The sequence below is a fragment of the Sphingomonas pituitosa NBRC 102491 genome, assembly GCF_001598435.1.
GTDB lineage: Bacteria > Pseudomonadota > Alphaproteobacteria > Sphingomonadales > Sphingomonadaceae > Sphingomonas > Sphingomonas pituitosa.
Genome location: NZ_BCYY01000013.1, coordinates 121,440 through 147,802, shown reverse-complemented (window position 1 = coordinate 147,802; position 26,363 = coordinate 121,440). Strand labels below are relative to the sequence as shown.

Below are 26,363 nucleotides of genomic sequence, written 5' to 3'. Positions count from 1 at the left end.
GCCATTCGAAGGCTGTGACGGATGCTGTCCTACACATGGCTGATCGCAACATCGAAGCGGCGGCTGCGAAGGAGGTCGGATCACGGCGGGAATTGCGGTCCATGCTGCGTGATCTGCTGGATCACTTGGGGCCGGACTGAAGGGGTTCTTGGAGTGGCGGGGATGACGCGCTACGCTCCGTTCGCCCACCACCGTCAGGGAGAACATGATGCTCCGATCGATCTTCGCCGCGACTGCGATTATGACGCTTGCGGTCACGCCGGCCACCGCCGCACCCTGCCGGGACGGCAAGGGCAAGTTCGTCAAGTGCGCGGACGCGGCGCCCGCCCAGCCGGTGAAGTGCAAGGATGCTAAGGGAAAGTTCGCCAAGTGCGGGACGCCGGGAGCGAAACCGATCAAGTGAGTGGTCGGGGCGGTGGTCGCACCGCCCCGACGCAAGGAGTGCCTATACCTCGATGGTCAACGCGGGATCGAAATCCGGATTTTTGACCCGTCCTCCCTGGTGGGCGGCGCGCCGGGCATCGTCCAAAGGCTCTGTTGGTGTGCAGATCCGAAAATATCCAGAGTCGGGCTATGCTTCTCCGGTCAGAACCGTTCGATACTCCTCACCGCCAGGAGATCGAATCCGTCGCGGATCCCTATTATCCGTACGCGATGTCCGATCAATCTGCCGGCTCGCCAACCCGCGTCGAGCCGCCATATGCCGCCCTCGGTCGATTCGACTACAAGACCCTCCTCGCCGTGCCGAAGGATGCCAACGACTTCGTGCTGCGTTCCAATGGGCATAGGCTTTCCGATCTAATCGAGAACGACGTGAAACGGCAGGCTCTGACCGCGTAAAGTTCCATCGGACGACACCAGGAATGCTTCTGCCGTATGGACGCCGTGATACTGGAGCGGCTCCCATCGGGTATTGCCCTTTTCGGCCGAGTAGAAGTCGCCGCGACCACAGCCGGCGAGCATCGCCGCCGCGCCGGTGTTTGTGATCCGCCACCTGATATGGCAGTCGTGTGGAAGGTGCTGTCCATTCGCCAGCAGAGCGTTGAACATGAGGCCGCCTGTAGGGGCGATGACGTCACCGGAGCCGATGATCTTCCCCGCGCGGCTCTTCTTCCGCTGGTGTGTCGCGGTGATGTAAATGTCGATCCACGGGCGTGAACTGATGGGCCAGGGGGATGGCGTTTGGTGCGCAGGATGCGTTATCGAGGTGGGGACGACCGCGGTGCCGTAGATGAGTACGTCACGCACCAGATCATTTTGGTAGGTCGAGTTGCTAGCGACCATCACCCGCGCCATGGCGGAAGCTTCGTTCAGGCTCTTCTTCAGCTCGACCGTTTCGCCCTTTGCGAACTCCGATCCGAAGACGCGACGCCAGGCAATAATACTGTCGCTGCGCGTCAGCGCGTCGTAGGCCTCGTCGATCCATCCACGATAGCGATGGATCTTGTCGCGGAAGTTCGAATATTTCTCGTCCGCCCACGACGAGGCGAAGTCTTCGCTCCAGAGCTTCGGATTGCGCACCTCGGGCTTGAATGGCCGCTCCTGCAGCCAGTCGTCCAGACGTCCCATGATGGTCTTCAGCGCGGTGGGCACGTCGGCGAACGCATCAGACCCCTTGTCCCAGCTGTAAATATGGTTGCCGAGGAGCGTGGTCAGCAATACCGACGGACAGCTGAAGGTCAGCTTGATGTCACGCAGATATTTAACGAGGCGAGTGACCTTACGAAACGAATTGGATCCGGAATAGCTGTTTTGGTCCTTCATCCATTGCGTGTATTCGATTGGCGCACTGTTCTCGAATGTGTCAATTTTCGCGTTGCACACCTCGTAGGTGTCGACATAGGCACGATCGACAATGCAGGGTGCGATGTCGATCTTGCGCTCATTCGCATATGTGATGGTGACGCAGTAGTCCCAGGTCTTCGTCATGTCGCCATAGGTCGCGCTGGCCTTAAAGACCTTGCCCAGTTCCTTGACGTAATCCTTGGCTGTCCAGCCATCGACGGGGTCGACCATCACGAGCAGATCGGCGTCGAATTCTCTCTGGTCAACCGGCTTGATGATGGTGTCGTGTGCCCACGACCCCTGTTCTTCGAAACCGCGAATGCTCGGCTTCCAGGTACTTTGACGGATGAACCGCTGGATCGCCTCGATCGACCGCTCCAGATCGGCGATCCGCGTCTGGTTCAGATTGACGGTGTCCTTCAGGAACGATGTGAAGCAGCTAGTGAGCTTCACGCGATGGGCCCCGTGGCTGCGTCGAGTTCCTTCTGTTCGTAATCCGATTGCCCCGCATGGATGCTCTTGTAGGCCTTTGCGTGCGCGTAGCCAGGGATCGGGCGCGCGCGCTTTTGGATAGCCCCGACTTCCTCGGTAAGCTTGTCCAAGGTTTCCGTCAGCTTCTTTTCGTCGGCATTCTCGGCGCGAGCCGTGATCTGTACGAATTGCCGAATCTTGCGACGGGCTATGCCGTAATCAACGCCCGCAGCATGGTGCTTTTCCCATATTTGGTCGGGCTTCATGTTGGTGACCAGTATCGTGATAAGCGAAGCAACGAAGGCGAGAGCGGCCGGCAGCCAGCTTTGCAACTCGACGCTCAGGATCTTGGAAAGGAAAGCTGCACCTGCCAGAGCTGCCAGGACCGCGGCGCTGTTCCCCAGCCAGAACTGCCAGTAGCGCCAGCGACCTGCGGCTGCAAAGTGCGCCTTCTCGGAATAGAGCACATCGGTCGCGAGCTTGCGCCCCTCGTCGATTATGCGGGCGCGATCGCCTTCCCCGATTGTCATCTTGCCCCCTTGATTAACCCCGGTACCGTCGTTCGGCATTTGTTCGTGAGCATAGGTGCCGAGTGCAGGGTTGCAAGCGAATAGCCTCGTAGGTCGTCACCTCCGCGGGAATATTTTTGCTCCCCGACGCCCAAGGGCCGGCCGAGGTAGGATGGTTACTATCTGTCGCTTGGTCTCAGGAGAGACCGAAGTAGCGGTCAAAGAACTCGGTGAGCCTCGTCAGGACCGCCACCTTTTTCGTCGCATGCCCGCCATCTTTGGCGAACCTGGATACAGGCGGCAGGACCTTCGTAATTGCTACGCCGGCGGTGGGAATGGCTCCATCGCGGAAGGCATCAGCTATAAACTCCTGCGTTGCAGCCGGATCGAGTTTCTCCTCGGCGATGATCTGGTTGAGCTCCTCTACCTTCTTGGTGGCGACGAACTGCGCCCATTGCGTATCCACCTTGGCGTCGTTCGACACCGAATTAACGAACTGCTCGATGAGAGACCGCTTGTTTCGCAGCGTCGGGCTTGAGTTGATCGCCCGCTCGATGGTGGCCCGGATCTCCTTGTCCTCTCCAGTGCCTTTGGCCTCCAGATAGCGCTCCACAAGCATCAGGATGTAGTCGACGTTGATTTCGACCTGCTTTACCAACTCGATTTCGAAGACAACATCGTCGTTAATCGCCTCTTTGTCAGCGTTGGATACCGCTCGGAACTCGACGTAGAGGTTCAAGTAGATGCTGAGATAGTCTTGGAAGTCGCGGGCGCTCAGGATTTCGTTGCCGGCGAACTCGTCGAATGCGTCCAAAATGTTCCGGAGGCGCAGGATCGAACTAAAGAGCCGGACGAACGTCTTCTGCGCGGATTCGCCGACGATCGGCGACCCGAGGGCGAATTGGGCCTGCAGATCGGCCACCCTTGATTCGTATGTGCCGTAATAGTCGGCGTAGGGCTTGAGCAGGACGATGCCCTTCGCGTCCTTGTTGCCGAACAGGGCGAGAGCCTCGTTCGTCTCCTTCTCCAGATCGCGGAAGCAGATCACGTTGCCGTAGGTCTTGACCGAGTTGAGGATGCGGTTGGTGCGAGAATAGGCCTGGATAAGGCCATGTGACTTCAGGCGCTTGTCCACCCAGAGCGTGTTGAGGGTCGTCGCGTCGAAGCCGGTCAGGAACATGTTGACGACGATGACGATGTCCAACTCTCGGGCCTTGAGGCGGTGTGACAGGTCCTTGTAGTAGTTCTGGAACTTGTCGGCCGAGGTATCGAAGCTCGTACCGAACAGCGCGTTGTAGTCTCGGATCGCGCCGTCGAGGAAGTCGCGGGACCCCTGGTCGAGCCCAGACGTCTCGAATTCCTCCTCGCCCAGCAGGCCGCCATCCTCCTCCTCGTTGGCTGCAAAACTGTAGATCAGGCCGACCTTCAGGCGCTTCGCGGGAGGGACCGCCCCCTGCTGCTTGGCGAATTCCGCATAGTAGCGCTTGGCGGCATCGATCGAGGCCGTCGCCATCAGCGAATTGAATCCGGCCAGGCGCTTCCCGTCATGACGATAGGTGCTGGCCCGTCGCGTTTTTTGATCGAAGTGCTCCAGGATATAGCCGACGACCTGGGAGACTCGCTCGGGGGCGAGAAGCACCCGTTCCGTATCAATGCCGGGGACCTGCTTGTCCTTGATCGCGTCCGCGGTTTTGATCGTATTGATGTAGTCGATGCGGAAGGGCAGCACGTTTCGGTCGCTGATGGCATCGACGATCGTATAGGTGTGCAACTTGTCCCCGAACGCCTGTTCGGTCGTGCGCCGCATTGGACTCCCGCCGGTGCCGGCGTTCTCGACGAAGATCGGCGTACCGGTGAAACCGAACAGGTTGTAACGGCGGAAGGCCTTGGTGATTTCAGCGTGCATGTCGCCGAACTGACTGCGATGGCACTCGTCGAAGATCACGACGACACGGCTGTCGTATACCGGGTGGCTGCCGCCGGCGGCGACAAAGCGCGATAGCTTCTGAATCGTCGTGATGATGATGCGGGCGTTGGGGTCCGACAGCTGCTTGCGCAGAATGGACGTTGAAGCGTTCGAGTTGGCAGCGCCCTTCTCGAAGCGCTCATATTCGCGCATGGTCTGATAGTCGAGGTCCTTGCGATCGACGACGAATAGTACCTTATCGATGCCCGGCAGATCCCGTGCGAGCTGCGCCGCCTTGAAGCTGGTGAGCGTCTTGCCGCTACCCGTGGTGTGCCAGACATACCCGCCGGCGGCGACCGTCCCGAGGAGATTGTTGTTGGCGGCCGTGCTGATCCGCAGGAGAATGCTTTCGACGGCCACGATCTGGTAGGGGCGCATCACCAGCAGCTTGCGGTCGACGTCAAAGACGCAATAGCGCGTGAGGATGGCCAGCAACGTGTGTTTCGCGAAGAAGGTTTTGGTGAAGCCGACCAGATCCGTGATCGGGCGGTTTTTCGCGTCCGCCCACCAGCTGGTGAAGGCGAAGCTGTTGGAGCTCTTCGTACGGCCGCGTTTGCCGCGCTGCTCGGCGAGGTGGCCGTCACGCACGGTGTTGCTGTAGTATTTTGTCAACGTCCCGTTACTGATGACGAACAGCTGCACATACTCGAACAGTCCGGACCCGGCCCAGAAACTGTCCCGCTGATATCGGTCGATCTGGTTGAAGGCTTCGCGGATGTCGACCCCGCGTCGCTTTAGCTCGATGTGGACCATCGGCAGGCCGTTGACCAGCACGGTGACGTCGTAACGGTTCGCCCGCGCGCCCTGGACCTCATACTGGTTGATGACCTGGAGCGAATTGTTGTGGATGCACTTTTTGTCGATGAGCTTGACGTTCGCGACCGTCCCATCGTCGCGCTTGAGGACCTGGACATGGTCCTCCTGGATCCGGGTCGTTTTCTGGACGATTCCGTCGCTGGCCGGGGAGATGCATGTGTTGAAGAAGTGCTCCCACTCCGTGTCGGTGAAGACCAGCTTGTTCAGCTTCTCAAGCTGATGCCGGAGATTGGCGATGAGCCCAGCCTCTGACGTTACCGGGAGGTATTCGTAGGCCTGCCCCACCAGCTGCGCGACTAACGCCTTTTCGAGATCCCCCTCGGATTGATAGCCTCCATCGCCCGCGCCAGCCGGGTCAGACTGGTATTCGGCGACAACCGTGCTTTCGCCGGACACGGCGACGGGCTGGTAATGGAGGGGAGGCGGAGTGTCAGTCATGCAGCCATCTTGAAGGAGAGGAGTCGATCGCGATAGTGCTCGTATTGCTCGCGACGCGCATTGATCTCGACCGGCAGCGCGCTCGATAGGTCATTCACGAGGGCGTCGAAGCGGTCGAGGATGTCGACGATCTTGGCCTGCTCGTCGAGCGGCGGCAACGGGATCCTCAGTTTCGCCAGGCTCTCCGACGACAAGCGCTTCACTTTCGCGCGGGCCACGTATTTGTTCTTCTCCGCCTTCAAGGCCGTCGTCTGGAGGCAGTAGGAGATGAACTTCGGGTTCTGCTCGTGGCGGAAGATGAAGCAGTCGTCGTGCACCGCGACCTTGTCATCGCCGAGCCAGGCGACCGCCTTGCCCACGTCCTCGACCGTTTCGCCGACTGCCGCGATCACGATGTCGCGGGGGTTGGCGAAGCGTAGTGACGGGGCGAGATCGGCGCGAACATGCGACACCGTTTCCGTCGCGGACGTGCCGTAACGAGTGTAGATGTCGCCATAGTGGATGCAGCCGACTCCATCGGGCGCGTAGTCGCCCTTCGTGAATCTCCGTCCCCGCGTGAAGTTGCCAATCTCACTCAGGGATGTTATCCTTCTTGCTTGCTTGCTTGCTTGCTTGCTTGCTTGCTTGCCTATTTGTATGATCGTCGAAGCTGAGCAGCATATCACGGTAGTGATGATATTGGCTACGCCTGGCTGCCAACTCCGCTTCTAGCTGTTCCTTCAGTTCCGCTTCCAGCGCCCTGAACCGATCGAGGATAACCACGATTTCGCGCTGAATTTCCAGCGGTGGTACGGGAATATTGATCTTGGCGAGGCTCTTGGCCGACACGTCGATGACCTTCGTACCGGTCGCGTGACGCTTTTTCTCGGCGAAGAAGTGCGGGGTCTGAAGGTAATAGGACAGGTACTTCGGGTCCTGCTCGTGCTTCAGCACGGTGGCGTGCCCGCCGGTGACGATTTGGTCGGTGCCGAGCCAGGCTACCGCCTTGCAGACATCGTCCAGGTTCTCGCTGGTATTGGTGATAATGAGGTCGCCGGGATCGACCTTGGCGAGACGCGCGGCCTTCTCGGGCGAGACGAAGGACCTCGTCTTGGTCGCCCACGTCCCGTAGAAGGTGTAAATCTGCCCATAGTGGATGCAGCCGACGCCTTCTTCCGCGAAGTCGGACTTGGGCATGCCGTTGCCGCGGACGAGCCGGCCTAATTCGCCGATCGGCAGGAACTCGACCCCATTGGGGCAGAGGGTGGCGAGGAGCGTGTCAATTCGGTTCATGCGTCTTCTCCCTCGAGCTCGGCGACGATCGCGTCGATTTCCTCGCGGAGCTGTGCCTGTCTCGTAACGATATCGGCGATATCGGCGTTGAGGGTGGTGATGTCGACGACCTTCCGGTTGTCGACCTGCTCGACGTAGGACGTGACGGCGATGTTGTAGCCGTTTTCCGCGATGGTGCCGTTGTCGACCAGTCGCGCAAAATGATCGATGTCCGCACGCTCCGTGAACGCATCCATGATCCGCTGGCGGTGGGCGGGCGCGAGCGTGTTCTTGTTTCCGACACGGACGAACTCGGCGCTGGCGTCGATGAACAGCGTGGCGTTGTCGCGCTTGGACTTTTTGAGGACGATGATGCACGTGGCGATGGGCGTGCCGAAGAAGAGGTCCGGCGGCAGCTGGATCACGGCATCGACGTAGTTGTTGTCGATGAGATACTGACGGATTTTCTGTTCGGTACCGCCCCGGTACAGGACGCCCGGGAACTCGACGATCGCCGCGGTACCGTTGACCGCCAGCCAGTGCAGGATGTGCATGGTGAAGGCGAGGTCGGCCTTGCTCTTGGGGGCCAGCACGCCGGCCGGCGCGAAGCGCGGGTCGTTGATGAGCAGCGGATTTGCGTCACCCTCCCACTTGACCGAGTACGGGGGGTTGGAGACGATCGCCTCGAACGGTTCGTCGTCCCAGTGCGCTGGCTCGAGCAGCGTGTCGCCGAGGGCGATATCGAACTTCTCGTAGTTTACGTCGTGCAGGAACATGTTGATCCGGCACAGATTGTAGGTGGTAAGGTTGATTTCCTGACCGAAAAAGCCCTGGCGCACCTTGTCCGGGCCCAACACCTTGCTGAAGCTCAGCAGGAGCGAGCCCGATCCGCATGCTGGGTCGTAGACTTTGTTGACCTCCGTCTTGCCGGCGACGGTGATGCGGGCGAGCAGCTCCGAAACCTCCTGCGGGGTGTAGTATTCGCCACCCGACTTTCCAGCTGTCGAAGCATACATCTGCATGAGGTATTCGTACGCGTCGCCGAACAGATCGATACTTTTGTTGGAGAAGCCGCCACTGGTGAGCGGGAGATCGCCGATAGCATCGAGGAGCTTTACAAGCTTTTCGTTGCGCTTCGCCACGGTCGCCCCCAGGCGGGGGCTGTTGACGTCCAGGTCGGCGAACAGCCCGTTGATGTCGTGCTCGCTCTCGGTTCCGGTCGCAGAACCCTCAATGTCGGCGAAGATCTTCGAGAGGGTGACGTTGAGATTCTCATCATTGCGCGCCCGCTTGCGGACGTTCTCGAAGAGATTGGACGGCAGGATGTAGAAACCCTTTTCCTTGACCGTCTCGACGCGCCCGAACTCAGCGTCGGCATCGCTCAACTGAGCATAGTCGAAGCTGGTTTCGCCAGCCCGATGCTCCTGCTTGTTCAGATAGGAAACGAGGTTCTCGGAGATGAACCGATAGAACAGCATCCCGAGAACATAGCTCTTGAAGTCCCACCCATCGATGCTGCCACGAAGTTCGTTGGCAAGTCGCCAGATCGTCCTGTGCAGTTCTGCACGTTCGATATCGCGGGATCCACTCATAATTGACAGCCTTCGTCGTTACGCCTGAACGCAGGCGGTTAATGGGTTTTAGGATGGAGGGGCATTTTGCAAAAGGGCTCGAACTGGCCCGCGCTGCACTTTACAGGCTCGTCTTCGAATTACTTTTCCTAGCCAAAGCCTGCGCGGCATGATCACCGGCGAGGTCAGTGCGGATCACGTCGATGGTCGGGAACTGCAGCCGATCGACACCGATCGCCACCATGCACTGGGCGAAGAAGGGGGCGGTGAATCGTCCACGGGCGACCTTGTTGCGAAGGTTCGGGACGTTCTCGGTGATTCCCAGAGCGGCGAGCCGGGCTACGAGCTGCTCATAGGATATGCCGCGGAGCATCATCTCGGCCCGAAGCATATTCTTTACCAGCCGCTCCCAGGCCGCTTCGTCTATATGGCCATCGTCTTCCATTCCGCCTTTCTAGGATCGTGACGCTATTCTCGCAAGCGCGTGCGATTATGGCCACCATCATTAACGATGGTATCGCCTTGACGAGGCAGGGGCACCATCATAGATAGTGATGCTCATAACCTCACACGGTGGTCATTGGCTCAGCACGTTCTCCTGTCAGCGAATTATCGCGACCTGCCGGTCGCGAAGATCGCGCGCATGAGTGAGAGCAAGGCCTATGCGATGTTCCGAATGGCGCGCTGGCCGGAGACCGACGGTGAACCAATCTGCCCGCACTGCGGTGGGGAGGGCTGGACCCTCGGCAACCACAATCAGCCCGAGTACGAGTGGTGGGACGCGGAGAACGAGCGGATCATCAAAGGCAAGAAGGACAAGCGCCAGTTCAAATGCAAGGCGTGCCGAAAGAAGTTCACCGTCACCAGCGGGACGCTCCTTCACAGCCGCAAGCTCGACCTGCGCACGATCCTCATTGCGTTGAAGCTGTTTTCTGAGGGGGCGAAGGGCATTTCGGCCATCGCCCTCGCAAACCTGTCCGACATGGCCTACAAGTCGTCGTTCGTCCTGTCGCACAAGATCCGGGAGTCGCAGATCAAGGCTCAGCTCGGGCGGCAGCTGCACGGCATCGTCGAGATCGATGGCTCGGTCTATGGCGGCTACTATCATCAGGTCAATGAGCGGAAGGACCGTGTCGACCTGCGTCGGCTTGGCGATATCACCGGCAAGAAGATGACGATGGTGGTCGCGCGCGAACGCAGCCACGGTGAACGCGTTGGTCTGAGCGCCTGTACGATCGTGCCGCACGAGGCTGACTCGCGGCCCTTCATCTTCGATACCGTCGACCGCATGGCCAGCGTGCATGCTGACGACGGGAGCCACTGGGACACGCTCCGTGTCGCCCTGAACGTCGACCAGGTGAACCATTCTCAGCGATATTTTGACAAGGGCGTGTGCACCAACCAGGCCGAGAGCTTTTTCTCCCGCGTGGATCGGATGGAGATGGGGACGCACCACCATATTGCCGGCCCCTATCTGTGGGGTTACGGCTGCGACGCGGTATGGCGCGAGGACCATCGCCGCGAGACGCAGGCGGAGAAGTTCGACGATTTGCTTGGGGCGTTGCTCAACAACACCGTCTCCAGGACGATGAAGGGATATTGGCAGCGCCACCTTGAAGGCATCGAGGCGAATCCGGGCCTGCTCGACTGCCTTGGTTCCGAGACTGCTGACGCTGATGCTGTTGCCGTCGCCAAGGAGATTGTCGCGGACGAAGGGCGCATGACCCGCGAGGACGTGGCGACTGTGTTCGGCGAGGAATACGCCGATCGCGCTTTCGGCCCGGTGGACACGGCGAGCTCGCGCAAGTGGAAGGCGCGCAGGCCGTATGCGCCGCGGAAGCCGAGCGTGCGGCCGGAGCCATGGTCGGAATTGAAGAAGCCGGTCGGATTGCCTTCGTTTACACCGTAGAGGCGTGATATCGTCCTTCGATTATCTTTAACGCGACGGAAACTGCCATGCCCCAATTAAGCCGGTATGCGCTCACTCCGAATCGTACTCGCTATCGGCTTCGCTGCCATTTCGTCGGTTAGCCCGCCATCAGTTGTCTTCGCTAAAGCAAACGGAGTTCCACATACACGTGGAGGTGTAGGTCAGCCCGAAAATGGCGACAGAGCCCGTGCCGGCGACAACCAGGGCAATGATCATGGCACCCCACCAGCCGTAGCGCAGACCCCAACCCAGCAAGCGCCAGCCAATCCAATACAGCAACCCTGCAAGGCCAATGAGAAGAATTTGCAAAGTGACCTTTGCGCCCAGTGGTATGCTGCGCAAGCGGCGCGGGATGCCGCTGACTGGAGCGGTTTCCAGGTATGGCTTGGCCTCGTCGGCACCGTACTTGTCGTTGTGTCTCTTGGCTTCGCGGTTCACGGGGTCGTATCGACCCGAAAGGCGCTTGGATTGGCCGAGGAGGCGATTGGACACTCGACCGTGGCGAACGGGATTGCCACTCAAGGCCTGCAGGCTGCCGCTGAAGCCAATGAGCGTGCTGCCGAGGCTAACACCTTTGCCGCCCGCGCGAATGAAATCGCCGCTGGCAACCTGCTGATATTCGCCAAGGACTTCGATGAACGCATGCGACCGCGGTGTGTGGTCATCGCCATCACTCTGATCGACAAGTGGCAGGAGGTGGTTGAAGCTGGCAACCCCCTGCCGATGACCATCACTGTCCAGAACATGGGCGGAGCGACTGGCCGCCATCTGTTTGTGCAGATCGACAGCATTTCCTTTCACGATTACGCTGGGAAAACCATCGGTTCGCAGCAGCAGCTTTTGCACCTCGCTCCCTTGCGCGCTCGCCAGGTCAGGGCCGAGGGCATGCTCATCACGTCCGCTGGCGGAATTCGTGGAGTTCACGGTATCACTGTGCAGGGCCGCATTGGATCGAAGGGTGATCAGCTGGATGACAGCACCCCCGGATTGACGATGGTCGAGCAATTCGTGTGGAGGGAAAATCCGCTCCACCGGGGCAGCAAGGACTTGGTCGAACGTGCTCCAGGCGATGATCGTGATGGCGGTGAGTATGAGCCGGGCGGACTGCCGCATTCGGCCCCAGCACTCGATTGATCCTGACGTTTCCATGATCCGTCTCCTTCGGAGGCGGCCACACGGGTCGGGCTACGGAAGCGTTTGGTGCTAACCGCCTGTTTCGCTAAAAAGTTGTTGGTTTTTTATCGCTTATGCGATGCAGGATAAGCTTACGGCCGATGGGGGAGGCGGCTGTTTAGAGCCGAGGTCCCCTCTGATCCATAATGCTGTGGAACTCGGGCAGTTCGTCGAGGAACAGCACGCCGAGATGCGCGAGGCTCACCTCGCCCGGCTTCACCTTCAGACCGCCGCCGGTGAGCGCCGCCATCGAGGCCGAATGGTGCGGGCTGCGGAACGGCCGGGTGCGGGTCAGCCGCCCGCCCTGCAGGGTGCCGGCGACCGAGGCGACCATCGACACCTCCAGCGCCTCGGCCGCCTCCAGCGGTGGCAGGATGCCCGGCAGGCACGCCGCCATCAGCGACTTGCCCGCCCCTGGGGGGCCGACAAACAGCAGGTTGTGGCCCCCGGCCGCCGCGATTTCCAGCGCGCGCTTGGCCGTTTCCTGCCCCTTCACCTGCGCAAGATCCGGCCCCTGCCCCGGCGGATCGACCTCGCCCGGCACCGGGCCGGGGAGCATCTGGTTGCCCTTGAAGTGGTTGAGCAGCGCGATCAGGTCCGGCGCAGCGAGGACTTCCACCTGCCCCGCCCAGCTCGCCTCGGGCCCCTGCGCGGCGGGGCAGACCAGCCCCTTGCCGGTCTCGCCCGCATGCATCGCCGCGAGCAGCACGCCCGGCGACGGCGCGATCCGCCCGTCCAGCGCGAGCTCGCCCACCACGACATAGCCTGCGATCGTCTCGGCATCGACCACGCCCATCGCCGCCAGCAGCGCCAGCGCGATCGGCAGGTCGAAATGCGATCCCTCCTTGGGCAGGTCGGCGGGCGAGAGGTTCAGCACGATATGCTTGGGCGGCAGCGCCAGCCCGATCGCCGCCATCGCCGCGCGCACGCGCTCGCGGCTCTCCGCCACCGCCTTGTCGGGCAGGCCGACGACGACGAACTTCGGCAGCCCGGCGACGAGGTTGCATTGCACCTCTACCGCACGGGCTTCCAATCCCAGATAGGCAACCGTCGAAACGCTGGCGACCAAGAGAGCCCCCTCCCCGAAATGAGAGCATAGCGACTTTTCCTCGATACGGAAGCGGCACGATCGTCTCAGGGCGTCTTGCACTCGCAACACACCCCTCCCATCTGTGCGGCAATGTGCTCTGAAGTCGCCCAAACTCCGCATCCCGCGTTGACTCGGCCGCTGCTTCCCCGTAAGGGCGCTCGACACGCGGCCGCCCCTGTGGCGGCCCTTTTACGTTCTAGATACTCGAGGATGAGCGATGAAGCGGACCTTTCAGCCGAGCAACCTGGTGCGTGCGCGCCGGCACGGCTTCCGTGCACGGATGGCGACCCCGGGCGGTCGCAATGTGATCCGCGCCCGCCGCGCCCGCGGCCGCAAGAAGCTGTCGGCGTAAGCACCGACACGCCCTTGCTGAGCCTCGACCGGCTCACGCAGCGCAAGGACTATCTCGCCGCCAACGGGGGAAAGCGGGCACCGATGCCCGGTTTCGTCCTGCTGGTGCGCGAACGGAACGATGCCGATCCGTCGATGCGGATCGGCATTACCGTATCCAAGAAAGTTGGCAACGCCGTTATCCGTAACCGGATGAAGCGGCGCTTTCGCATGCTCGCGCGCGAAATCCTGCCCGAGGCAGGCATTGCCGGCGCGGACCATGTGCTGATCGGCCGGATGGGCGGAATCGAACGCCCCTATGCCGATCTGAAGGCGGAACTCGCCAAGGCGCTTCGGCGCATTCGGCCCAAGGCCGATCCCAAGGTCGAATCATGATCGCGCGGGCCCTCATGCTGCTCGCGCGCGCCTGGCAGCTGGGGCCGTCGCTGATCCTGCCGCCCACCTGTCGCTACCAGCCTTCCTGTTCGGCCTATGCAATCGAGGCGCTTCGCCGCTATGGGGCGGTGAAAGGCGGCTGGCTTGCGCTACGGCGCATTGCGCGCTGCCATCCATGGGGCGGGCACGGCCCAGATCCCGTTCCTTGAGTTTCCTTCCGGGGATTATCGGTGAAAGAAGAACAGAAGAACTTCATCCTCTTCGCGGCGTTCGCGGCGCTCGTGCTGCTCGGCTGGCCGTATATCAGCCACTGGTTTTTCCCGCAGCAGCCGGCAGCCCCCGCGAAGATGGTCGACGGCAAGCTCCAGCCGGTGCCGAATTCCGGCGTCGATGCGGCGGCCAACGCGCCGAAGACGATTCGCGCGCGGGAGGCCGTGCTGGCCGATAGCCCGCGCGTCGCCATCGACACGCCGGCGCTGAAGGGCTCGATCAACCTCAAGGGCCTGCGCATCGACGATCTCGTCCTGCGCCAGTACGACCAGACGGTCGCGAAGAATTCGCCGCCGATCCGCCTGCTCTCGCCGAGCGGTGCGGAGGGCAGCTATTTCGCCCAGTTCGGCTGGCAGGGTGCGGGCGCGCCCGACGGCAACACCGTGTGGAAGGCCGATGGCGAGGCGCTGACGCCCGCCACCCCGGTGAAGCTCACCACCACCAACAGCGCCGGCCAGACCTTTACGGTCGAGCTCGGCGTCGATTCGAACTACATGTTCACCGTCCGCCAGACCGTCGCCAATCGCGGCGGCGCCCCGGTGGCGGTCACGCCCTACACGCTGATCTCGCGCGGCCAGCGCTCGACCGATACCAGCCAGTGGGCCGCGCATGTCGGCCCGGTCGCCGCGACCAACGACGCAGCGCACTATGTCGACTGGAAGAGCGTCGAGAGCGAGCCCCAGCAGTTCGCCACCACCGGCGGCTGGGTCGGCTTCAGCGACCATTACTGGCTGACCGCAGCGATTCCGGACCAGCGCGGCGGGGTGAACATCCAGCAGCGCGGCACCGCGGCGCAGCAGTATCAGGCCGACGTCGCCCTCGCCCAGCCGATCGCGATCCGCCCGGGCAAGGAAGCGACCTATACCAGCCACTTCTTCGCCGGCGCGAAGGAAGTGAAGCTGCTCGACGCCTATCAGAAGCAGTACGATATCGCGAAGTTCGAGCGCGCGATCGACTGGGGCTGGTTCGAGATCATCGAGCGCCCGATCTTCACCTATCTCAGCTGGCTGTTCAGCGTGGTGAAGAATTTTGGCGTGGCGATCATCCTGCTGACGATCACCATCCGCGGCCTGCTGTTCCCGATCGCGCAGAAGCAGTTCGCCTCGATGGCGCGGATGCGCCAGGTCCAGCCGAAGATGAAGGCGATCCAGGAGCGCTTCAAGGACGACAAGCCGCGCCAGCAGCAGGAGATCATGCAGCTCTACAAGGCGGAGAAGGTCAATCCGCTCGCCGGCTGCGCGCCGATGCTGCTGCAGATCCCGATCATGTTCGCGCTGTACAAGGTGCTGCTGCTGACGATCGAGATGCGCCACCAGCCGTTCGTGCTGTGGATCAAGGACCTTTCGGCGCCCGATCCTGCGACGATCCTCAACCTGTTCGGCTATCTCCACTTCACCCTGCCCAGCTTCCTGGCGATCGGCGTGGTGCCGGTGTTGCTTGGCGTGTCGATGTTCTTCCAGATGCGGATGAACCCGGCGCCGATGGACGAGATGCAGAAGCAGATGTTCGCGATCATGCCGTGGATGCTGATGTTCCTGATGGCGCCGTTCGCCGTAGGCCTGCAGCTCTACTGGATCACCTCGAACGTGTTGACCGTTCTCCAGCAGCAGTGGCTCTATGCCCGCCACCCGGAGATGAAGGTCCCGGTAGAAAAGCCGAGCACGGCCAAGGCCAAGTGAGGACGGCGCGCCCCTCCACGATCCTCCCCTGCAAGGGGAGGTGGCAGGCCGAAGGCCTGACGGAGGGGTGCCCCCGTTCGCGTCGGAGGACCGCCCTTGCACCGTCGACACCCCTCCGTCGCTTCGCGACCCCTCCCCTTCCAGGGGAGGATTTGAAAGGGCCTAATTATTTGAGGCAGATGAAACACTGATGTCCTTTGACCCCGACCAGATCGAAGCCGCGCGCAAGCTGTTCGCCGGCCCCATCGCGTTCCTCAAGTCCGCGCCCGCGCTGGAGCATCTGCCCGTGCCGACGGTCCCGGAGATCGCGTTCGCAGGCCGCTCGAACGTCGGCAAGTCGTCGCTGATCAACGCGCTGACCAACCGCAACAGCCTTGCCCGCACCTCGGTCACGCCGGGCCGGACGCAGGAACTGAACTTCTTCGACGTGGGAGAGCCGCTGCGCTTCCGCCTGGTCGACATGCCCGGCTATGGCTTCGCCAAGGCGCCCAAGGACATGGTCCGCAAGTGGCGCTATCTGGTGAACGACTATCTGCGCGGCCGGCAGGAGCTGAAGCGCGCGCTGGTGCTGATCGATTCGCGGCACGGCATCAAGGATGTCGATCGCGAGATCCTCGAGATGCTCGACAACGCGGCGGTCAGCTACCGCATCGTCCTCACCAAGACGGACAAGATCAAGGCGAGCAAACTCGCCGAGGTCACCGCGCGCACGGTGGAGGAAGCCCGCAAGCGCGCCGCCGCGCATCCCGAGATCCTCGTCACGTCGAGCGACAAGGGCATGGGTCTGCCGGAGCTGCGCGCCGCGGTGCTCGAAGCGATCAGCTGAGCGGCTCCGTGGAGGCGCTCTTCTCCTACGGCACGCTCCAGCTCGACCACGTGCAGTTGCGCCAGTTCGGCCGGCTGCTCGACGGCACCGACGACGTGCTCCACGGCTATGTCGTCACCGAAATCCAGATCCGCGACCCCGCGGTGCTTGACGCGAGCGGAATCGACACGCACCGCGCGCTCGTCCCCGGCGACGGCCCGCCGATCGCGGGCAAGGTCTTCCAGCTGACGCCGGAGGAGCTGGAAGCCGCGGACGTCTATGAACACGAGAATTATGTCCGGGTGCGGGTAGCCCTCGCTTCGGGCACCCGCGCCTGGGTTTATGTGAGGGCCTAGGCCGGGTTGTACTTCGCCAGAAAGGCCTCCAACGCCTGGAGGAAGCTCAGCCGATCCTCCTGGCGCGTGAAGAAATGGTCGCCCTCCGGCTGTTCGATGAATTCGAACGTCTTCCCTGCCGCGGTCAAGCGTTCGGCCATCAGCTTGCTCTGCTTGAACGGAACGCGGCGATCCTTCTTGCCGTGCACGATCAGCACCGGGATCGAGAAATCCTCCGGGTGGAACAGCGGCGATATCGCCTTGAAATCCGGCGCTTGGGCCTTGAGCCAGTCGGCCGAGGCCTCGTGCCCCAGCGCATTCGCATCATAGGCAAGCAGCCGCTGCAGATCGGAAACGCCGGCGAACGATACTGCGCAGCGGAACAGCTTGCCGTCGCGCTGCGCGGCCCGCAGCGCCGCATAGCCGCCATAGGAGCCGCCGACGACGCACACTCGCTTGGGATCGGCGATGCCTTGGTCGACCATCGTCTTCACCGCATCGTTCAGATCGTCCTGCATCGCCAGGCCCCATTGGCCCTCGCCCTTGCGGGTGAAGGGCGTGCCATAGCCGGTGGAGCCGCGGTAATTTGGCTTGATCACCGCATAGCCGCGATCGGCGAGGAACTGCGACCACCAGTCCCATTCCTCCTCGTCGCGCGCGGCAGGGCCGCCGTGCGGCATGAGGATCAGCGGCAGGTTCTTGCCGTTGCTGCCCCGCGGCAGCGTGAGGATGGCGGCGATCTCCAATCCGTCGCGCGCCTTGTAGCGGATCGTCTTCACCGGGTGGAGACGGCGCAGCTTCAGCGTCTGGTTGTTCATCGCCAGCGGCTGGAGCGTTTCGTCCGCGGCGCGATAGACGAAATAGCCCCCCGGCGCAGTCGCATCGCCGACCTTGATGATCACCACCGAGCGATCGGCGGTGAAGCTGCTGATCTCCACCTGCGCGGCCTGGACCATGCCGCTCAGCTTCTTCTGCAGCGCCTCCATCGCCGGATCGATCCAGTGGGTGGTGGCACGATTCTCGGTCACCTCCACCCCGAGCAGCGTCGAGGTGACGGGATCGACCACCGGACCGCTGATGTCGTAGCCGGGAGAGGCGAAGACCTGCTTGCCGGTCTGCATCGTCGCCAGGTCGAACTCCCACAGCGCGGAGAGACCCTTGTCGTCGTCCTGCACCACCAGCGCCTTGCCGGGGTCCGGCAGGAACAGCGACGGCACCAGCAGCCCATCGTGCAGCCCCTTGGCGCGATCGATGGTGCGGAAATCCGCGCGGATGCCTGGGCGGTACAACAGGCGCCGCTGGCGGCCGTCCATGCTCCTGCCGATGCCCATCCGCACCACGCCGGCGCCGTCCGCATACCAGTTCAACACCCCCTCGCGGCCGGTCAGCAAGGTCTTGTGCCGGCCGGTCGAGACGTCGACCTCATCCACCTTCGGCCAGAAGCCCGCCTCGTTGGTGTAGATCGAAGTCTGCGCGGCCAGCAGCACGCGCGGCGTGCCGTCATGCGCGGTCCACAGCAACGTGCCGCCGTCCTGGCCGGTTTCCGCGCTGTTGAGCAGCACCATCTTGCCGGTGGCGGCATTCACCCCGAAGGCGCGCTTGATATACCATTCGTCGCCGTCGACCGGCGTCGTCTTGCCGATGGTGATCACCAGCCAGCCGTCATTGACCCAGTGCCATTCGTTGAGGTCCGCCTCGCCGGTGCCGATCAATAGTGGCTTCGCGTTGCCGTCCAGCGCCACCAGCGCGAAATATTGCTTGCCCTGCACCGCCAGCTGCGCGGCCACGCGCTTGCCGTCGGGGGAGATCTTGGGATCCGTGAGCGTCGGCAATTCGGCGAACACCGCGGTGTCCACCCTTGCGGGCGCCGGCCTTGCCGTTCCCGCCGCCTGCTCCTGCGCACCAGCCGCCCCGCACGCCCCGCCCATCGCCGCGAGCGCCACCGCTGCGCACAGGCTCCACTTCTTCCGCATGTCGTTCCGTCCCCGATTCGCGGCCCCCTGCCGCCGCGGCAGCGTGGAAACATTCCGAAACATGCGCAATGGCCTTTGACGCCGGGCGGCTCGACCGGTTGCCGTCCTCCCCGGGCACCGCTATCCGGGATGTCATGAAGCTCATCATCGGCAACAAGGCCTATTCCTCCTGGTCGCTGCGCGGCTGGCTCGCCTGCAAGCTCTCGGGCCTTTCCTTCGAGGAGACGGTCGTGCCGATGTACGATCAGGACTGGGACAAGCGCCGCCAGGGTGCCGAGTTCGCCCCCTCCTCCGGCAAGGTGCCGATCCTTTGGGACGACGATGCCGTCGTGTGGGACAGCCTGGCGATCGTCGAGTATCTCAACGACAAGACCGGCAACACGCTGTTCTGGCCCCAGGATCCCGCCGCACGCGCAATGGCGCGATCGATGGCGGCGGAGATGCACTCCAGCTTCACGGCGCTGCGCAGCAAGCACAGCATGAACGTGCGCCAGGTCTACCCGGCCGCGCAGGTCGATGCCGACGTGCAGGCCGATCTCGCGCGGATCATGGAGCTCTGGGCCCAGGCGCGCGCCCGCTACGGCAGCGAGGAGCCGTTCCTGTTCGGCGCGTTCGGCGCAGCCGACATCATGTTCGCCCCCGTGGTGACGCGGATCGTCACCTATTCGCTCCCCGTGCCGCGGTTCGCCCAGAGCTACATGCTCGCGGTGCTCCAGCATCCGTTCATGCAGGACTGGATCGCCGGCGCCCAGGAAGAGAAATGGGTGATCGAGAAGTACGAGCTGCCGGTGGCGTGAGCGCGCATTCTTGAGCCCCTCCTCCTTGGAGGAGGGGTTTGGGTGTGGAGGGATTCCAGAATGCAGCTTGGTCTCGGTGAGACACAGCCCCACCCCTCCCCTGAAGGGAAGGGGCTTGGGATATGTTCCCTACTTCACCCGCTCGGTCTCGTACCGCGTCCCGTCCTTGCGGAAATACCCCTCGGACGTGAACACCATGTCGATGTCGGGATATTCGCCGCTCCCGCGCGGCCCCGCGCCGATCGCGAGGAACACGGCATCCGCCTCGGATCGGTTCTGCAGATGGTGCCCGTCCGCCACGCCTGCCGGGAATGCCGCGCAGTCGCCCGCACGCAGCAGCGTCTCGCCGCCCTCCTCCACCAGCACCGCCTCGCCGGCCAGCATCACGACGAACTCGTCCTCGCTGTCGTGCCAGTGCCGCTGCGACGACCATGCGCCCGGCTTCAGCACGACATGGCTTACCCCCATCGCGGTCAGCCCGCTCGGCGGTGCCAGGCGGCGGTACCAGCGCCCCGCCACCGGCGCGTCATACGGCGCCGGATAGCCGGTGGCGTTGGTCTGCGGGATTGTATCCAGGTCCAGCTTGGGCAATGTCGCCTCCCTCATGTGTGGAGACTAATGTGCCGGACGTCGTCGAACTCACCAAGGCCCTGATCGGCGCCGAAAGCGTCACGCCTGCGCGCGGCAGCGTGTTCGACGTGCTCGAGGACGCACTCCTCCCCCTCGGTTTCCACGTCGAGCGTTTCGTCGAGGGCGAAGCGCCCGATGGCCCGGTGGAGAACCTGCTCGCCGTGCGTGGGTCTGGCGGGCCGCACTTCGCCTTTGCCGGCCATCTCGACGTCGTGCCGCCGGGCGAGGGCTGGACCAGCGGCGCCTTCGCTCCCGAGATCCGCGGCGACCTGCTCTACGGTCGCGGCGCGGTCGACATGAAGGGGGCGATCGCCGCCTTTGTCGCCGCTGCCGCGCAGGTGCCCGAACGCGGCACCACCAGCCTGATCATCACCGGCGACGAAGAAGGCCCGGCCACGTTCGGCACGCCCAAGCTGATCGAGCGAATGGCCGAACGCGGCCTCGTCCCCGATTGCTGCGTGGTGGGCGAGCCCACCTCCGCGCACCGCCTGGGCGACACGATCAAGATCGGCCGGCGTGGCTCCACGGTGATCGATATCGCCGTGATCGGGCGTCAGGGCCATGTCGCCTACCCCCACCTCGCCGACAATCCCGTCCCCCGGCTCGTACGCGCGCTTGCCGAAATCGATGCAATCGAACTCGACCAGGGCAATGCCTGGTTCCAGCCGTCGAACATCGAGGTGATCGACCTCGCCGTGGGCAACAAGGCGACCAATGTCATCCCCGGCCGCGCCGCCGCGCGCATCAGCATCCGCTTCAACGACGAGCAGCGCGGGCCCGACCTGATCCAACGCATCCGCGACATCGTCGCCGTCCACGCGCCGCATGCCGAGGTGAACGGCCGCGTCTATGGCGAGGCCTTCCTCACCGAACCCGGGCCGCTTTCGGAACTGGTGAGCGGCGCGATCCGCGACGTGCTGGGGGTGGAGGCCGAGCTGTCGACCACCGGCGGCACCTCCGATGCCCGCTTCCTCTCGCGCATCTGCCCCGTGGTGGAATTCGGCCTGCTCAACGCAACGATGCACAAGCTCGACGAAGCCGTCGCGCTGGACGACCTGCGCGCGCTGACCAGCGTCTATGCGGAGATCCTGCGGCGGGTTTGACCGCTCAGGCGGTGGCGCGGCGCGGCGCCATGTCGCGCGCCCAGGCGAGGAAGTCCGCCTCGCCCATCGGCGCGCCGATCGCGTAGCCCTGCAGCACATCGCAGCCGATCACGCGCAGCACGGCTGCCTGCGCCTCGCTCTCGATGCCCTCGGCCACCGCTTCGCAGCCGATGCCGTGGATCAGGCCGATCACGGCCTGGGCGACGGCGCGCCCTTCCGGATGGGTCGCGACATGCTCGATCAGGCTGCGGTCGAGCTTGACCCGGTCGATCGGCAGGCGCCGCAGCCGCGCGAGATTCGAGTAGCCGGTGCCGAAATCGTCAACCGCGACGGTCGCCCCCGCCGAACGCAGCATGGCGATCGCGCGCAGCACGTCCTCGGAACAGTGCATCGCCAGCGTCTCGCTGATTTCCAGCTCCAGCAACCGCGCAGGCGCCTGCGCGGCGAGCATCGCCGCGCGAAGGTGGCGGAAGAAGCTGGCATGATCGATCTGGCGCTGGCTGACATTCACGGCCAGCCGCTGCTCGATCCCCAGCCGCGCCCAGCGCGCGATCGTGTTCGCAACGGTAGCGACGACCCAGTCGCCGATCTCGACGATCAGCCCTGTCTCCTCGGCGCGCGGCAGGAAGGACGCCGGCAGCTTGGTGCCGTCCGGGTGCTGCCAGCGGAGCAGCGCTTCCGCGCCGACGATGGTGCCCGTGCTCGCGGAGACCTGGGGCTGGAAGACGAGCGCGAATTCGTCATGCTCGATGGCGGCGCGGAGTTCGGTCTCCAGCCGTGCGCGGGCGATCATCTGGGCCGCCAGGCCGTCACTGAACGTCTCGACGCGGCCGCGGCCCTGGGTCTTGGCCTGGTACATGGCGGCATCGGCCGCACCCATCAGCTCGTGCAGGGTCACCCCGTGATCGGGGTGCAGCGCCAGCCCCACCGAGGCGCCGATCGACACCTGCTGCCCCGCGAGATCAAAGGGTTCGGAGAGTGCCTCCAGCACCTTCTGCCCCACCCGATCGCGCGCCTGCGGATCGGGCAGGTCGGCGAAGAACAGGGTGAACTCGTCGCCGGCGAGGCGGCCGATCAGGGGCGTCTCGCCATGATTGAATGCCGCGCACTGATCGCCGACCGAGCGCAGGCGATTCGCGACCATGCCCAGCAGCACGTCGCCCACGGCATGGCCAAGCGTATCGTTGACGGCCTTGAACCGGTCGAGGTCGATGAAGAACAGTACGGCACGCGAGTCTTCGGCGGCATCTTCCAGCATCCGCTCCGCGCTGCGGCGGAAATGCGGGCGGTTGGCGAGGCCGGTCACCGTGTCGAACATGGCGAGCCGGTGTACGCTCTCCAGATTGCCGCGCAGCTTGAGGAACAACTCGTCGATCGACTCGGCAAGCCGCGGTGTGCCGCGGACCAGCGCCAAGGGAAGTGGACTTTCCAGGTCGCCCAGGGCGGCGGCATGGAGACGGTCGACAGCAGCGGTCAGCGCAGCGTCGCGGCGGGGCTGCAGCAGTCCCCACGCTGCCAGAACGGCAAGGATTACAAGCGGCAGCGCCAGCAGCAGCGCGACTTCGAGCACCTGGAGTGCCACGCCGGCGGCGAGCGCGCTCCCGATGAGCAGACAGGCCGCGAGCGCAGCAGCGCCCGCTATGCCTCTCCCAAATCCTCGCTCCCCCCAGCGCATTGCCGATCGACGCTCCAAACCATCCCCGTGCGGCGCCGACAATAAATGGCGCAGCGATACCCTTCGCACGTATTAGTTAAGAAATTCAGGTCTTCTACGAAGCGCGTGGACGCCGCAGCACGATATACAAGGCACCCGCGCCGCCGTGGCGCGGATGTGCCTGGCGCACCGCCGCGATGCGATCTGCGTGGCGCGATGCGGCCAGCCAGTCGCCCACCGCCGCACGAATCGCGCCGCGCGCGTGCGGTCGTTCGGATTCAGGCCGCGGCGGCTTGCCGGTGATCAGCAGCAGCACCCGGTCGCCTCGCGCGATGGCGTGGCCCAGCCCCGCGTCCAGCCGATCATAAGCGGCATGGAGGTTATGGCCATGCAGGTCGATCGCGCTCCCCGGGGCGACCAGCCCGCGCGAGAGGCGTCGATCCCATCCTGCATCGAGTGTCCGGCGCTCGTGCGTGTCCGGCATCGGCGTGGAAAGCGTGATCGCCGGTCGGGCCGGCCGCGTCGGTACCAGCTTGCCGGTCGGGATCTCGATCGGCCGGGCGAGCGGCGCCGGTTTCGCGACCGGCGCAGCGGCCGGCAAGGTGGCGGGTTCCGGCGGCAACTTCCGGGGGGCGGCACGGACGTGCAGCGGCGTGACGCTCTGAATCACCTTCTGCCACAGCGCCGCTTCCTCGGGCGCCAGATTGCGGCGCCCGCGCCCGCTCATGGCTGGGGGATCGCCGGCGTCACCGGCCCCTTGGCCGCGCTGAGTCGGGCAAGCGTGCCCTTCGGAAGCAGCAGCCAGGCCGTGCCGCGTGCCGACATGCCGCCCGCAATCGCACGCGCATCATCGCCGGCGCCCCAGAAGGTATCCACCCGGTTCGCGCCCTTGATCGCGCCGCCGGTGTCCTGCGCCACCCACAAGCCGCTCGCGTCGGCGCGGTCCATCGACAGGAATAGCGGCGCGCCCAGCGGCATGAACTTCGGATCGGCGGCAACGCTGGTCCAGCCGGCGACGGGATAGCCCATCGCGCCCAGCGGGCCGGCGCCGTTCAGCTCCTTGAAGAAGACGAAGCTCTTGTTCTCGCGCATGATCGCGCGGCCCTCTTCCGGATGCGCGCGCAGCCAGGCGACGATTCCCTGCATCGAGGTCTGGCCGGGGCCGAGCAGCCCGCGATCCTTCATCAGCTTGCCGATGCCGGTATAGTCGCGGCCGTTCTGCCCGGCATAGCCGATGCGCAGCACCTTCCCGTCCGGCCCCTTCAGCCGGCCCGAGCCCTGCACCTGCAGGAAGAACATCTCGATCGGATCGGCGGCCCAGGCGACCACCGGCGCATGGCCCTCCAGCGCGCCCTGCTCGATCTGGGTGCGGTCGTAATAGGGTATGAACTGGCGGCCATCGACGCGCCCGCGGATCCGCTTGCCCTTGAGCGAATCGGAGAAGAGACCAAGATCGACCTCGATCAGATTGTCCGGCATGCCGTAGACGGGCACGTCATAGCCCGGGCGCCGCTCGCGCACCCCGGCGATCTCCGGCTCGTAATAGCCGGTGGCGAAGGCGGCACCGTTCCCGACCTGCACCGTCTCGAACCACATCGCGAAGAAGGCGGCGGCGTCCCCCGACCAGCTCGCCGCCGCAGCGCACGCGTTGGTCCAGTCCGCACCGCTGGTGAGGCCCGACGCATCGCTGCGTCGTATCAGCCCGGGGCAGCTCAGCTTGAACGCGGCGAGCGCGCGCCGGGCATTTTCTGGCGTGATCGGCAATGTCTCGATCGCGGGACCCGCAACGATCCCGGCAGTCGCCGCCGTCGTTGCGCCGGCAAGCACGGGCGCAGCAGGCATGGCGGGCAGCGGCGTCGCGGCGGTCGGCTGGCGGGCGGGCAGATTGGCAGGCGTTTCGGGAAGCGCGGCGCCCGGCCGCGGCAGCTCCGCAGCAGGCTCGGCCCGGCTCGGCGCCGGGCGCGTCGGTGCGGGCCGCGTGCCCGCCTCCGGGGGAACGATGCCGCTCGAACATGCGCCGAGCAGCCCCGCGAGCGCCAATCCCCCGAATATCCGCATGTCGCCCCTCAGGCTTCGTCGGTCTCGACCAGCTTCCAGTTCGGATCATCGCTGCGCAGCTTGCGGGCGAAGGTCCACACGTCGTGCGTGGTCACAGCATCGCTCAACGAGCCAGCGATGACATTGCCCTCGGCATCGCGGGTCAGCGCGACGATGTCGGCATCGAAGCGCACGGTCACGCGGGCAACCTTGCCCTCGACGCCCGCCTCGGCGATCGTCGCGCGTTCGATCGAGACCAGCCGATTGTCGAGGACTTCGCCGGTCACCTTGCGGTCGGCGATGGCCTGCTCGAATGCGGCACGCACCTCGTCATCGACCAGGAAGCGCAGCGTATCCTCGTCGCCCTTCCAGAAAGCCTCGAGCACCATGCGATAGGCGGACTTGGCGCCTTCCAGGAACTTGGCGACGTCGAAGCTCGGATCGGCGGACACGACGGAACGCAGGCCGCTTTCGGCCCCCAGATCGATCGTACGATTTCCCGAGTCGCGGACCTCGGGCAGCGCCTCGATCGTCCGCGTTACGGGCGGCGCGGCGACGCGCTCCTCGGCGGGTTTGGGCAAAGGCTGCTCATGCCCGGTACGCTTGCCGAGTACCGCATACAGCCGAAGCGCCAGGAAACCGGCCACCATCGCGAACAGAATGACGTAGAACACTGGCCCTCCAAAGCCTCCGTCTCTAGTACATAGGCCTTCGTGCCGCGGGATTCAAACCGTACGATGGGCCGTGCGATTGCACCACCGGCACACGCCTGCTAGTCGCTTGGCCCGTAACGCGCCGAACGCGCGAAAATCTCCTGATCTAAAGAGGAAAGTTGGATGGCCGAGAACGACACCTTCGCTGGCATCGGCGATGCCAATGGCGCCGATGAAGCGCCCCAGGCGGGCGTTCTTTCGCAATATGTGAAGGACCTGTCGTTCGAGAACCCGAACGCACCGGCCATCTACCAGCAGCAGACCGCCCCCGCGATCGACGTCCAGTTCAACATCGGCTCGAACAAGGTCGGCGAGGACGTGTACGAAGTCGCGCTGAAGATCGAAGTCCGCGCCCAGGCCGGCGAGCAGGTCGCCTTCATCGTCGATCTCACCTATGCGGGCCTGTTCGCGCTCCGCAACATCCCGCAGGAAGCGCTCGATCCGTTCCTGCTCGGCGAAGCGCCGCGCATCCTGTTCCCGTTCGCCCGCCGCGTGCTGGCCGACCAGGTCCGCGACGGCGGCTTCCCGCCGCTGATGCTGGAGCCGATCGACTTCGCCGGCATCTACATGCAGCAGCGTGCCCAGCAGGAAGGCGCGATCGGCTTCGAAGAAGCCGGCCACGCCTGATCCGGGCATCAGCC

26 protein-coding genes and 1 pseudogene are annotated in these 26,363 nt (G+C 64.1%); 12 read left to right on the top strand and 15 right to left on the bottom strand.

Features of this window, described 5'->3' with window-relative positions:
- The first annotated feature begins 208 nt into the window (after nucleotides 1-208).
- Entirely contained in the window at nucleotides 209-403 is a 195-nt protein-coding gene (locus SPI01S_RS12310) for a hypothetical protein (protein ID WP_066722647.1), read from the top strand.
- 170 nt (nucleotides 404-573) lie between these two features.
- Entirely contained in the window at nucleotides 574-840 is a 267-nt protein-coding gene (locus SPI01S_RS23420; RefSeq protein WP_218017609.1) for a hypothetical protein, read from the top strand.
- On the opposite strand, the gene SPI01S_RS12300 is transcribed toward SPI01S_RS23420, so the two are convergent.
- The 7 genes from SPI01S_RS12300 to SPI01S_RS23355 form a co-directional block, all read right to left on the bottom strand.
- Nucleotides 799-2,238 carry an SMODS domain-containing nucleotidyltransferase gene (locus tag SPI01S_RS12300; protein WP_066722577.1) on the bottom strand — a complete coding sequence of 480 codons (1,440 nt, stop codon included), beginning with the start codon at nucleotides 2,236-2,238 and terminating at the stop codon, nucleotides 799-801. The two genes, SPI01S_RS23420 and SPI01S_RS12300, sit on opposite strands and share 42 nt — an antisense overlap.
- Nucleotides 2,235-2,786: an SLATT domain-containing protein gene (locus SPI01S_RS12295; protein ID WP_218017608.1), complete on the bottom strand. Its 552-nt coding sequence runs from the start codon at nucleotides 2,784-2,786 to the stop codon at nucleotides 2,235-2,237. Before SPI01S_RS12295 ends, SPI01S_RS12300 begins: the two co-directional genes overlap by 4 nt.
- Before the next feature lie 175 nt (nucleotides 2,787-2,961).
- Nucleotides 2,962-5,985 carry a type I restriction endonuclease subunit R gene (locus SPI01S_RS12290; RefSeq protein WP_066722564.1) on the bottom strand — a complete coding sequence of 1,008 codons (3,024 nt, stop codon included), beginning with the start codon at nucleotides 5,983-5,985 and terminating at the stop codon, nucleotides 2,962-2,964.
- Nucleotides 5,982-6,650 carry a restriction endonuclease subunit S gene (locus SPI01S_RS22285; protein ID WP_218017607.1) on the bottom strand — a complete coding sequence of 223 codons (669 nt, stop codon included), beginning with the start codon at nucleotides 6,648-6,650 and terminating at the stop codon, nucleotides 5,982-5,984. The genes SPI01S_RS12290 and SPI01S_RS22285 overlap by 4 nt, the downstream gene beginning before the upstream one ends.
- Nucleotides 6,556-7,257, bottom strand: a complete 702-nt coding sequence (locus SPI01S_RS22280) for a restriction endonuclease subunit S (protein WP_157084667.1) — start codon at nucleotides 7,255-7,257, stop codon at nucleotides 6,556-6,558. Before SPI01S_RS22280 ends, SPI01S_RS22285 begins: the two co-directional genes overlap by 95 nt.
- Complete coding sequence (locus tag SPI01S_RS12280; protein WP_066722560.1) at nucleotides 7,254-8,828, bottom strand: type I restriction-modification system subunit M; 1,575 nt, start codon at nucleotides 8,826-8,828, stop codon at nucleotides 7,254-7,256. The genes SPI01S_RS22280 and SPI01S_RS12280 overlap by 4 nt, the downstream gene beginning before the upstream one ends.
- 100 nt (nucleotides 8,829-8,928) lie before the next feature.
- Complete coding sequence (locus SPI01S_RS23355; RefSeq protein WP_373278317.1) at nucleotides 8,929-9,180, bottom strand: DUF6471 domain-containing protein; 252 nt, start codon at nucleotides 9,178-9,180, stop codon at nucleotides 8,929-8,931.
- Nucleotides 9,181-9,450: 270 nt separating this feature from the next.
- Between SPI01S_RS23355 and SPI01S_RS12270 the strand changes: the two genes are divergently transcribed.
- Complete coding sequence (locus tag SPI01S_RS12270; RefSeq protein ID WP_066722553.1) at nucleotides 9,451-10,716, top strand: IS1595 family transposase; 1,266 nt, start codon at nucleotides 9,451-9,453, stop codon at nucleotides 10,714-10,716.
- A gap of 129 nt (nucleotides 10,717-10,845) precedes the next feature.
- On the opposite strand, the gene SPI01S_RS22275 is transcribed toward SPI01S_RS12270, so the two are convergent.
- Nucleotides 10,846-11,886, bottom strand: a complete 1,041-nt coding sequence (locus SPI01S_RS22275; protein ID WP_157084666.1) for a hypothetical protein — start codon at nucleotides 11,884-11,886, stop codon at nucleotides 10,846-10,848.
- Between the two features lie 178 nt (nucleotides 11,887-12,064).
- Nucleotides 12,065-12,979, bottom strand: a pseudogene (locus SPI01S_RS12255) (YifB family Mg chelatase-like AAA ATPase); the annotation flags it as partial.
- Between the two features lie 238 nt (nucleotides 12,980-13,217).
- Here SPI01S_RS12255 and rpmH point away from each other — a divergent pair.
- The 6 genes from rpmH (at nucleotide 13,218) to SPI01S_RS12225 (ending at nucleotide 16,836) form a co-directional block, all read left to right on the top strand.
- Complete coding sequence (gene rpmH / locus SPI01S_RS12250; protein WP_010545931.1) at nucleotides 13,218-13,352, top strand: 50S ribosomal protein L34; 135 nt, start codon at nucleotides 13,218-13,220, stop codon at nucleotides 13,350-13,352.
- A gap of 14 nt (nucleotides 13,353-13,366) precedes the next feature.
- The gene (gene rnpA / locus SPI01S_RS12245; protein ID WP_084253433.1) at nucleotides 13,367-13,726 is read left to right on the top strand and encodes a ribonuclease P protein component; all 360 of its coding nucleotides are present in this window, start codon (nucleotides 13,367-13,369) and stop codon (nucleotides 13,724-13,726) included.
- Nucleotides 13,723-13,935: a membrane protein insertion efficiency factor YidD gene (gene yidD / locus SPI01S_RS12240; RefSeq protein ID WP_066722546.1), complete on the top strand. Its 213-nt coding sequence runs from the start codon at nucleotides 13,723-13,725 to the stop codon at nucleotides 13,933-13,935. The genes rnpA and yidD overlap by 4 nt, the downstream gene beginning before the upstream one ends.
- Before the next feature lie 21 nt (nucleotides 13,936-13,956).
- Nucleotides 13,957-15,675, top strand: a complete 1,719-nt coding sequence (gene yidC / locus SPI01S_RS12235) for a membrane protein insertase YidC (RefSeq protein ID WP_066722545.1) — start codon at nucleotides 13,957-13,959, stop codon at nucleotides 15,673-15,675.
- 190 nt (nucleotides 15,676-15,865) lie between these two features.
- The gene (yihA, locus tag SPI01S_RS12230) at nucleotides 15,866-16,501 is read left to right on the top strand and encodes a ribosome biogenesis GTP-binding protein YihA/YsxC (RefSeq protein WP_066722542.1); all 636 of its coding nucleotides are present in this window, start codon (nucleotides 15,866-15,868) and stop codon (nucleotides 16,499-16,501) included.
- Between the two features lie 8 nt (nucleotides 16,502-16,509).
- Nucleotides 16,510-16,836: a gamma-glutamylcyclotransferase family protein gene (locus SPI01S_RS12225; protein ID WP_066722540.1), complete on the top strand. Its 327-nt coding sequence runs from the start codon at nucleotides 16,510-16,512 to the stop codon at nucleotides 16,834-16,836.
- Here the strand turns inward: SPI01S_RS12225 and SPI01S_RS12220 are convergent.
- Nucleotides 16,833-18,788: an alpha/beta hydrolase family protein gene (locus SPI01S_RS12220; RefSeq protein ID WP_066722538.1), complete on the bottom strand. Its 1,956-nt coding sequence runs from the start codon at nucleotides 18,786-18,788 to the stop codon at nucleotides 16,833-16,835. The genes SPI01S_RS12225 and SPI01S_RS12220 overlap by 4 nt on opposite strands.
- Before the next feature lie 134 nt (nucleotides 18,789-18,922).
- Between SPI01S_RS12220 and SPI01S_RS12215 the strand changes: the two genes are divergently transcribed.
- A complete protein-coding gene (locus SPI01S_RS12215) occupies nucleotides 18,923-19,585 on the top strand; it encodes a glutathione S-transferase family protein (RefSeq protein ID WP_066722536.1) in 663 nt (220 codons plus the stop codon).
- Between the two features lie 129 nt (nucleotides 19,586-19,714).
- Here SPI01S_RS12215 and SPI01S_RS12210 read toward each other — a convergent pair whose 3' ends face one another.
- Nucleotides 19,715-20,176, bottom strand: a complete 462-nt coding sequence (locus SPI01S_RS12210) for a cupin domain-containing protein (protein WP_174539100.1) — start codon at nucleotides 20,174-20,176, stop codon at nucleotides 19,715-19,717.
- Between SPI01S_RS12210 and dapE the strand changes: the two genes are divergently transcribed.
- Entirely contained in the window at nucleotides 20,176-21,318 is a 1,143-nt protein-coding gene (gene dapE / locus SPI01S_RS12205; protein WP_066722532.1) for a succinyl-diaminopimelate desuccinylase, read from the top strand. The genes SPI01S_RS12210 and dapE overlap by 1 nt on opposite strands.
- A 4-nt stretch (nucleotides 21,319-21,322) precedes the next feature.
- On the opposite strand, the gene SPI01S_RS12200 is transcribed toward dapE, so the two are convergent.
- The 4 genes from SPI01S_RS12200 to SPI01S_RS12185 all read right to left on the bottom strand — a co-directional run bounded on the left by SPI01S_RS12200 (nucleotide 21,323) and on the right by SPI01S_RS12185 (nucleotide 25,683).
- The gene (locus SPI01S_RS12200; protein WP_066722529.1) at nucleotides 21,323-22,993 is read right to left on the bottom strand and encodes a putative bifunctional diguanylate cyclase/phosphodiesterase; all 1,671 of its coding nucleotides are present in this window, start codon (nucleotides 22,991-22,993) and stop codon (nucleotides 21,323-21,325) included.
- Between the two features lie 94 nt (nucleotides 22,994-23,087).
- Entirely contained in the window at nucleotides 23,088-23,699 is a 612-nt protein-coding gene (locus tag SPI01S_RS12195) for a Smr/MutS family protein (RefSeq protein ID WP_066722524.1), read from the bottom strand.
- Nucleotides 23,696-25,030 (bottom strand): murein transglycosylase A, encoded by a 1,335-nt coding sequence (gene mltA, locus SPI01S_RS12190; protein WP_066722522.1) that lies wholly within the window; start codon nucleotides 25,028-25,030, stop codon nucleotides 23,696-23,698. Before mltA ends, SPI01S_RS12195 begins: the two co-directional genes overlap by 4 nt.
- An 8-nt stretch (nucleotides 25,031-25,038) precedes the next feature.
- Nucleotides 25,039-25,683: a Tim44/TimA family putative adaptor protein gene (locus SPI01S_RS12185; protein WP_157084665.1), complete on the bottom strand. Its 645-nt coding sequence runs from the start codon at nucleotides 25,681-25,683 to the stop codon at nucleotides 25,039-25,041.
- A gap of 162 nt (nucleotides 25,684-25,845) precedes the next feature.
- Here SPI01S_RS12185 and secB point away from each other — a divergent pair, with 162 nt between their 5' ends.
- Nucleotides 25,846-26,349: a protein-export chaperone SecB gene (secB, locus tag SPI01S_RS12180; RefSeq protein ID WP_066722520.1), complete on the top strand. Its 504-nt coding sequence runs from the start codon at nucleotides 25,846-25,848 to the stop codon at nucleotides 26,347-26,349.
- The last annotated feature ends 14 nt before the right edge of the window (nucleotides 26,350-26,363 follow it).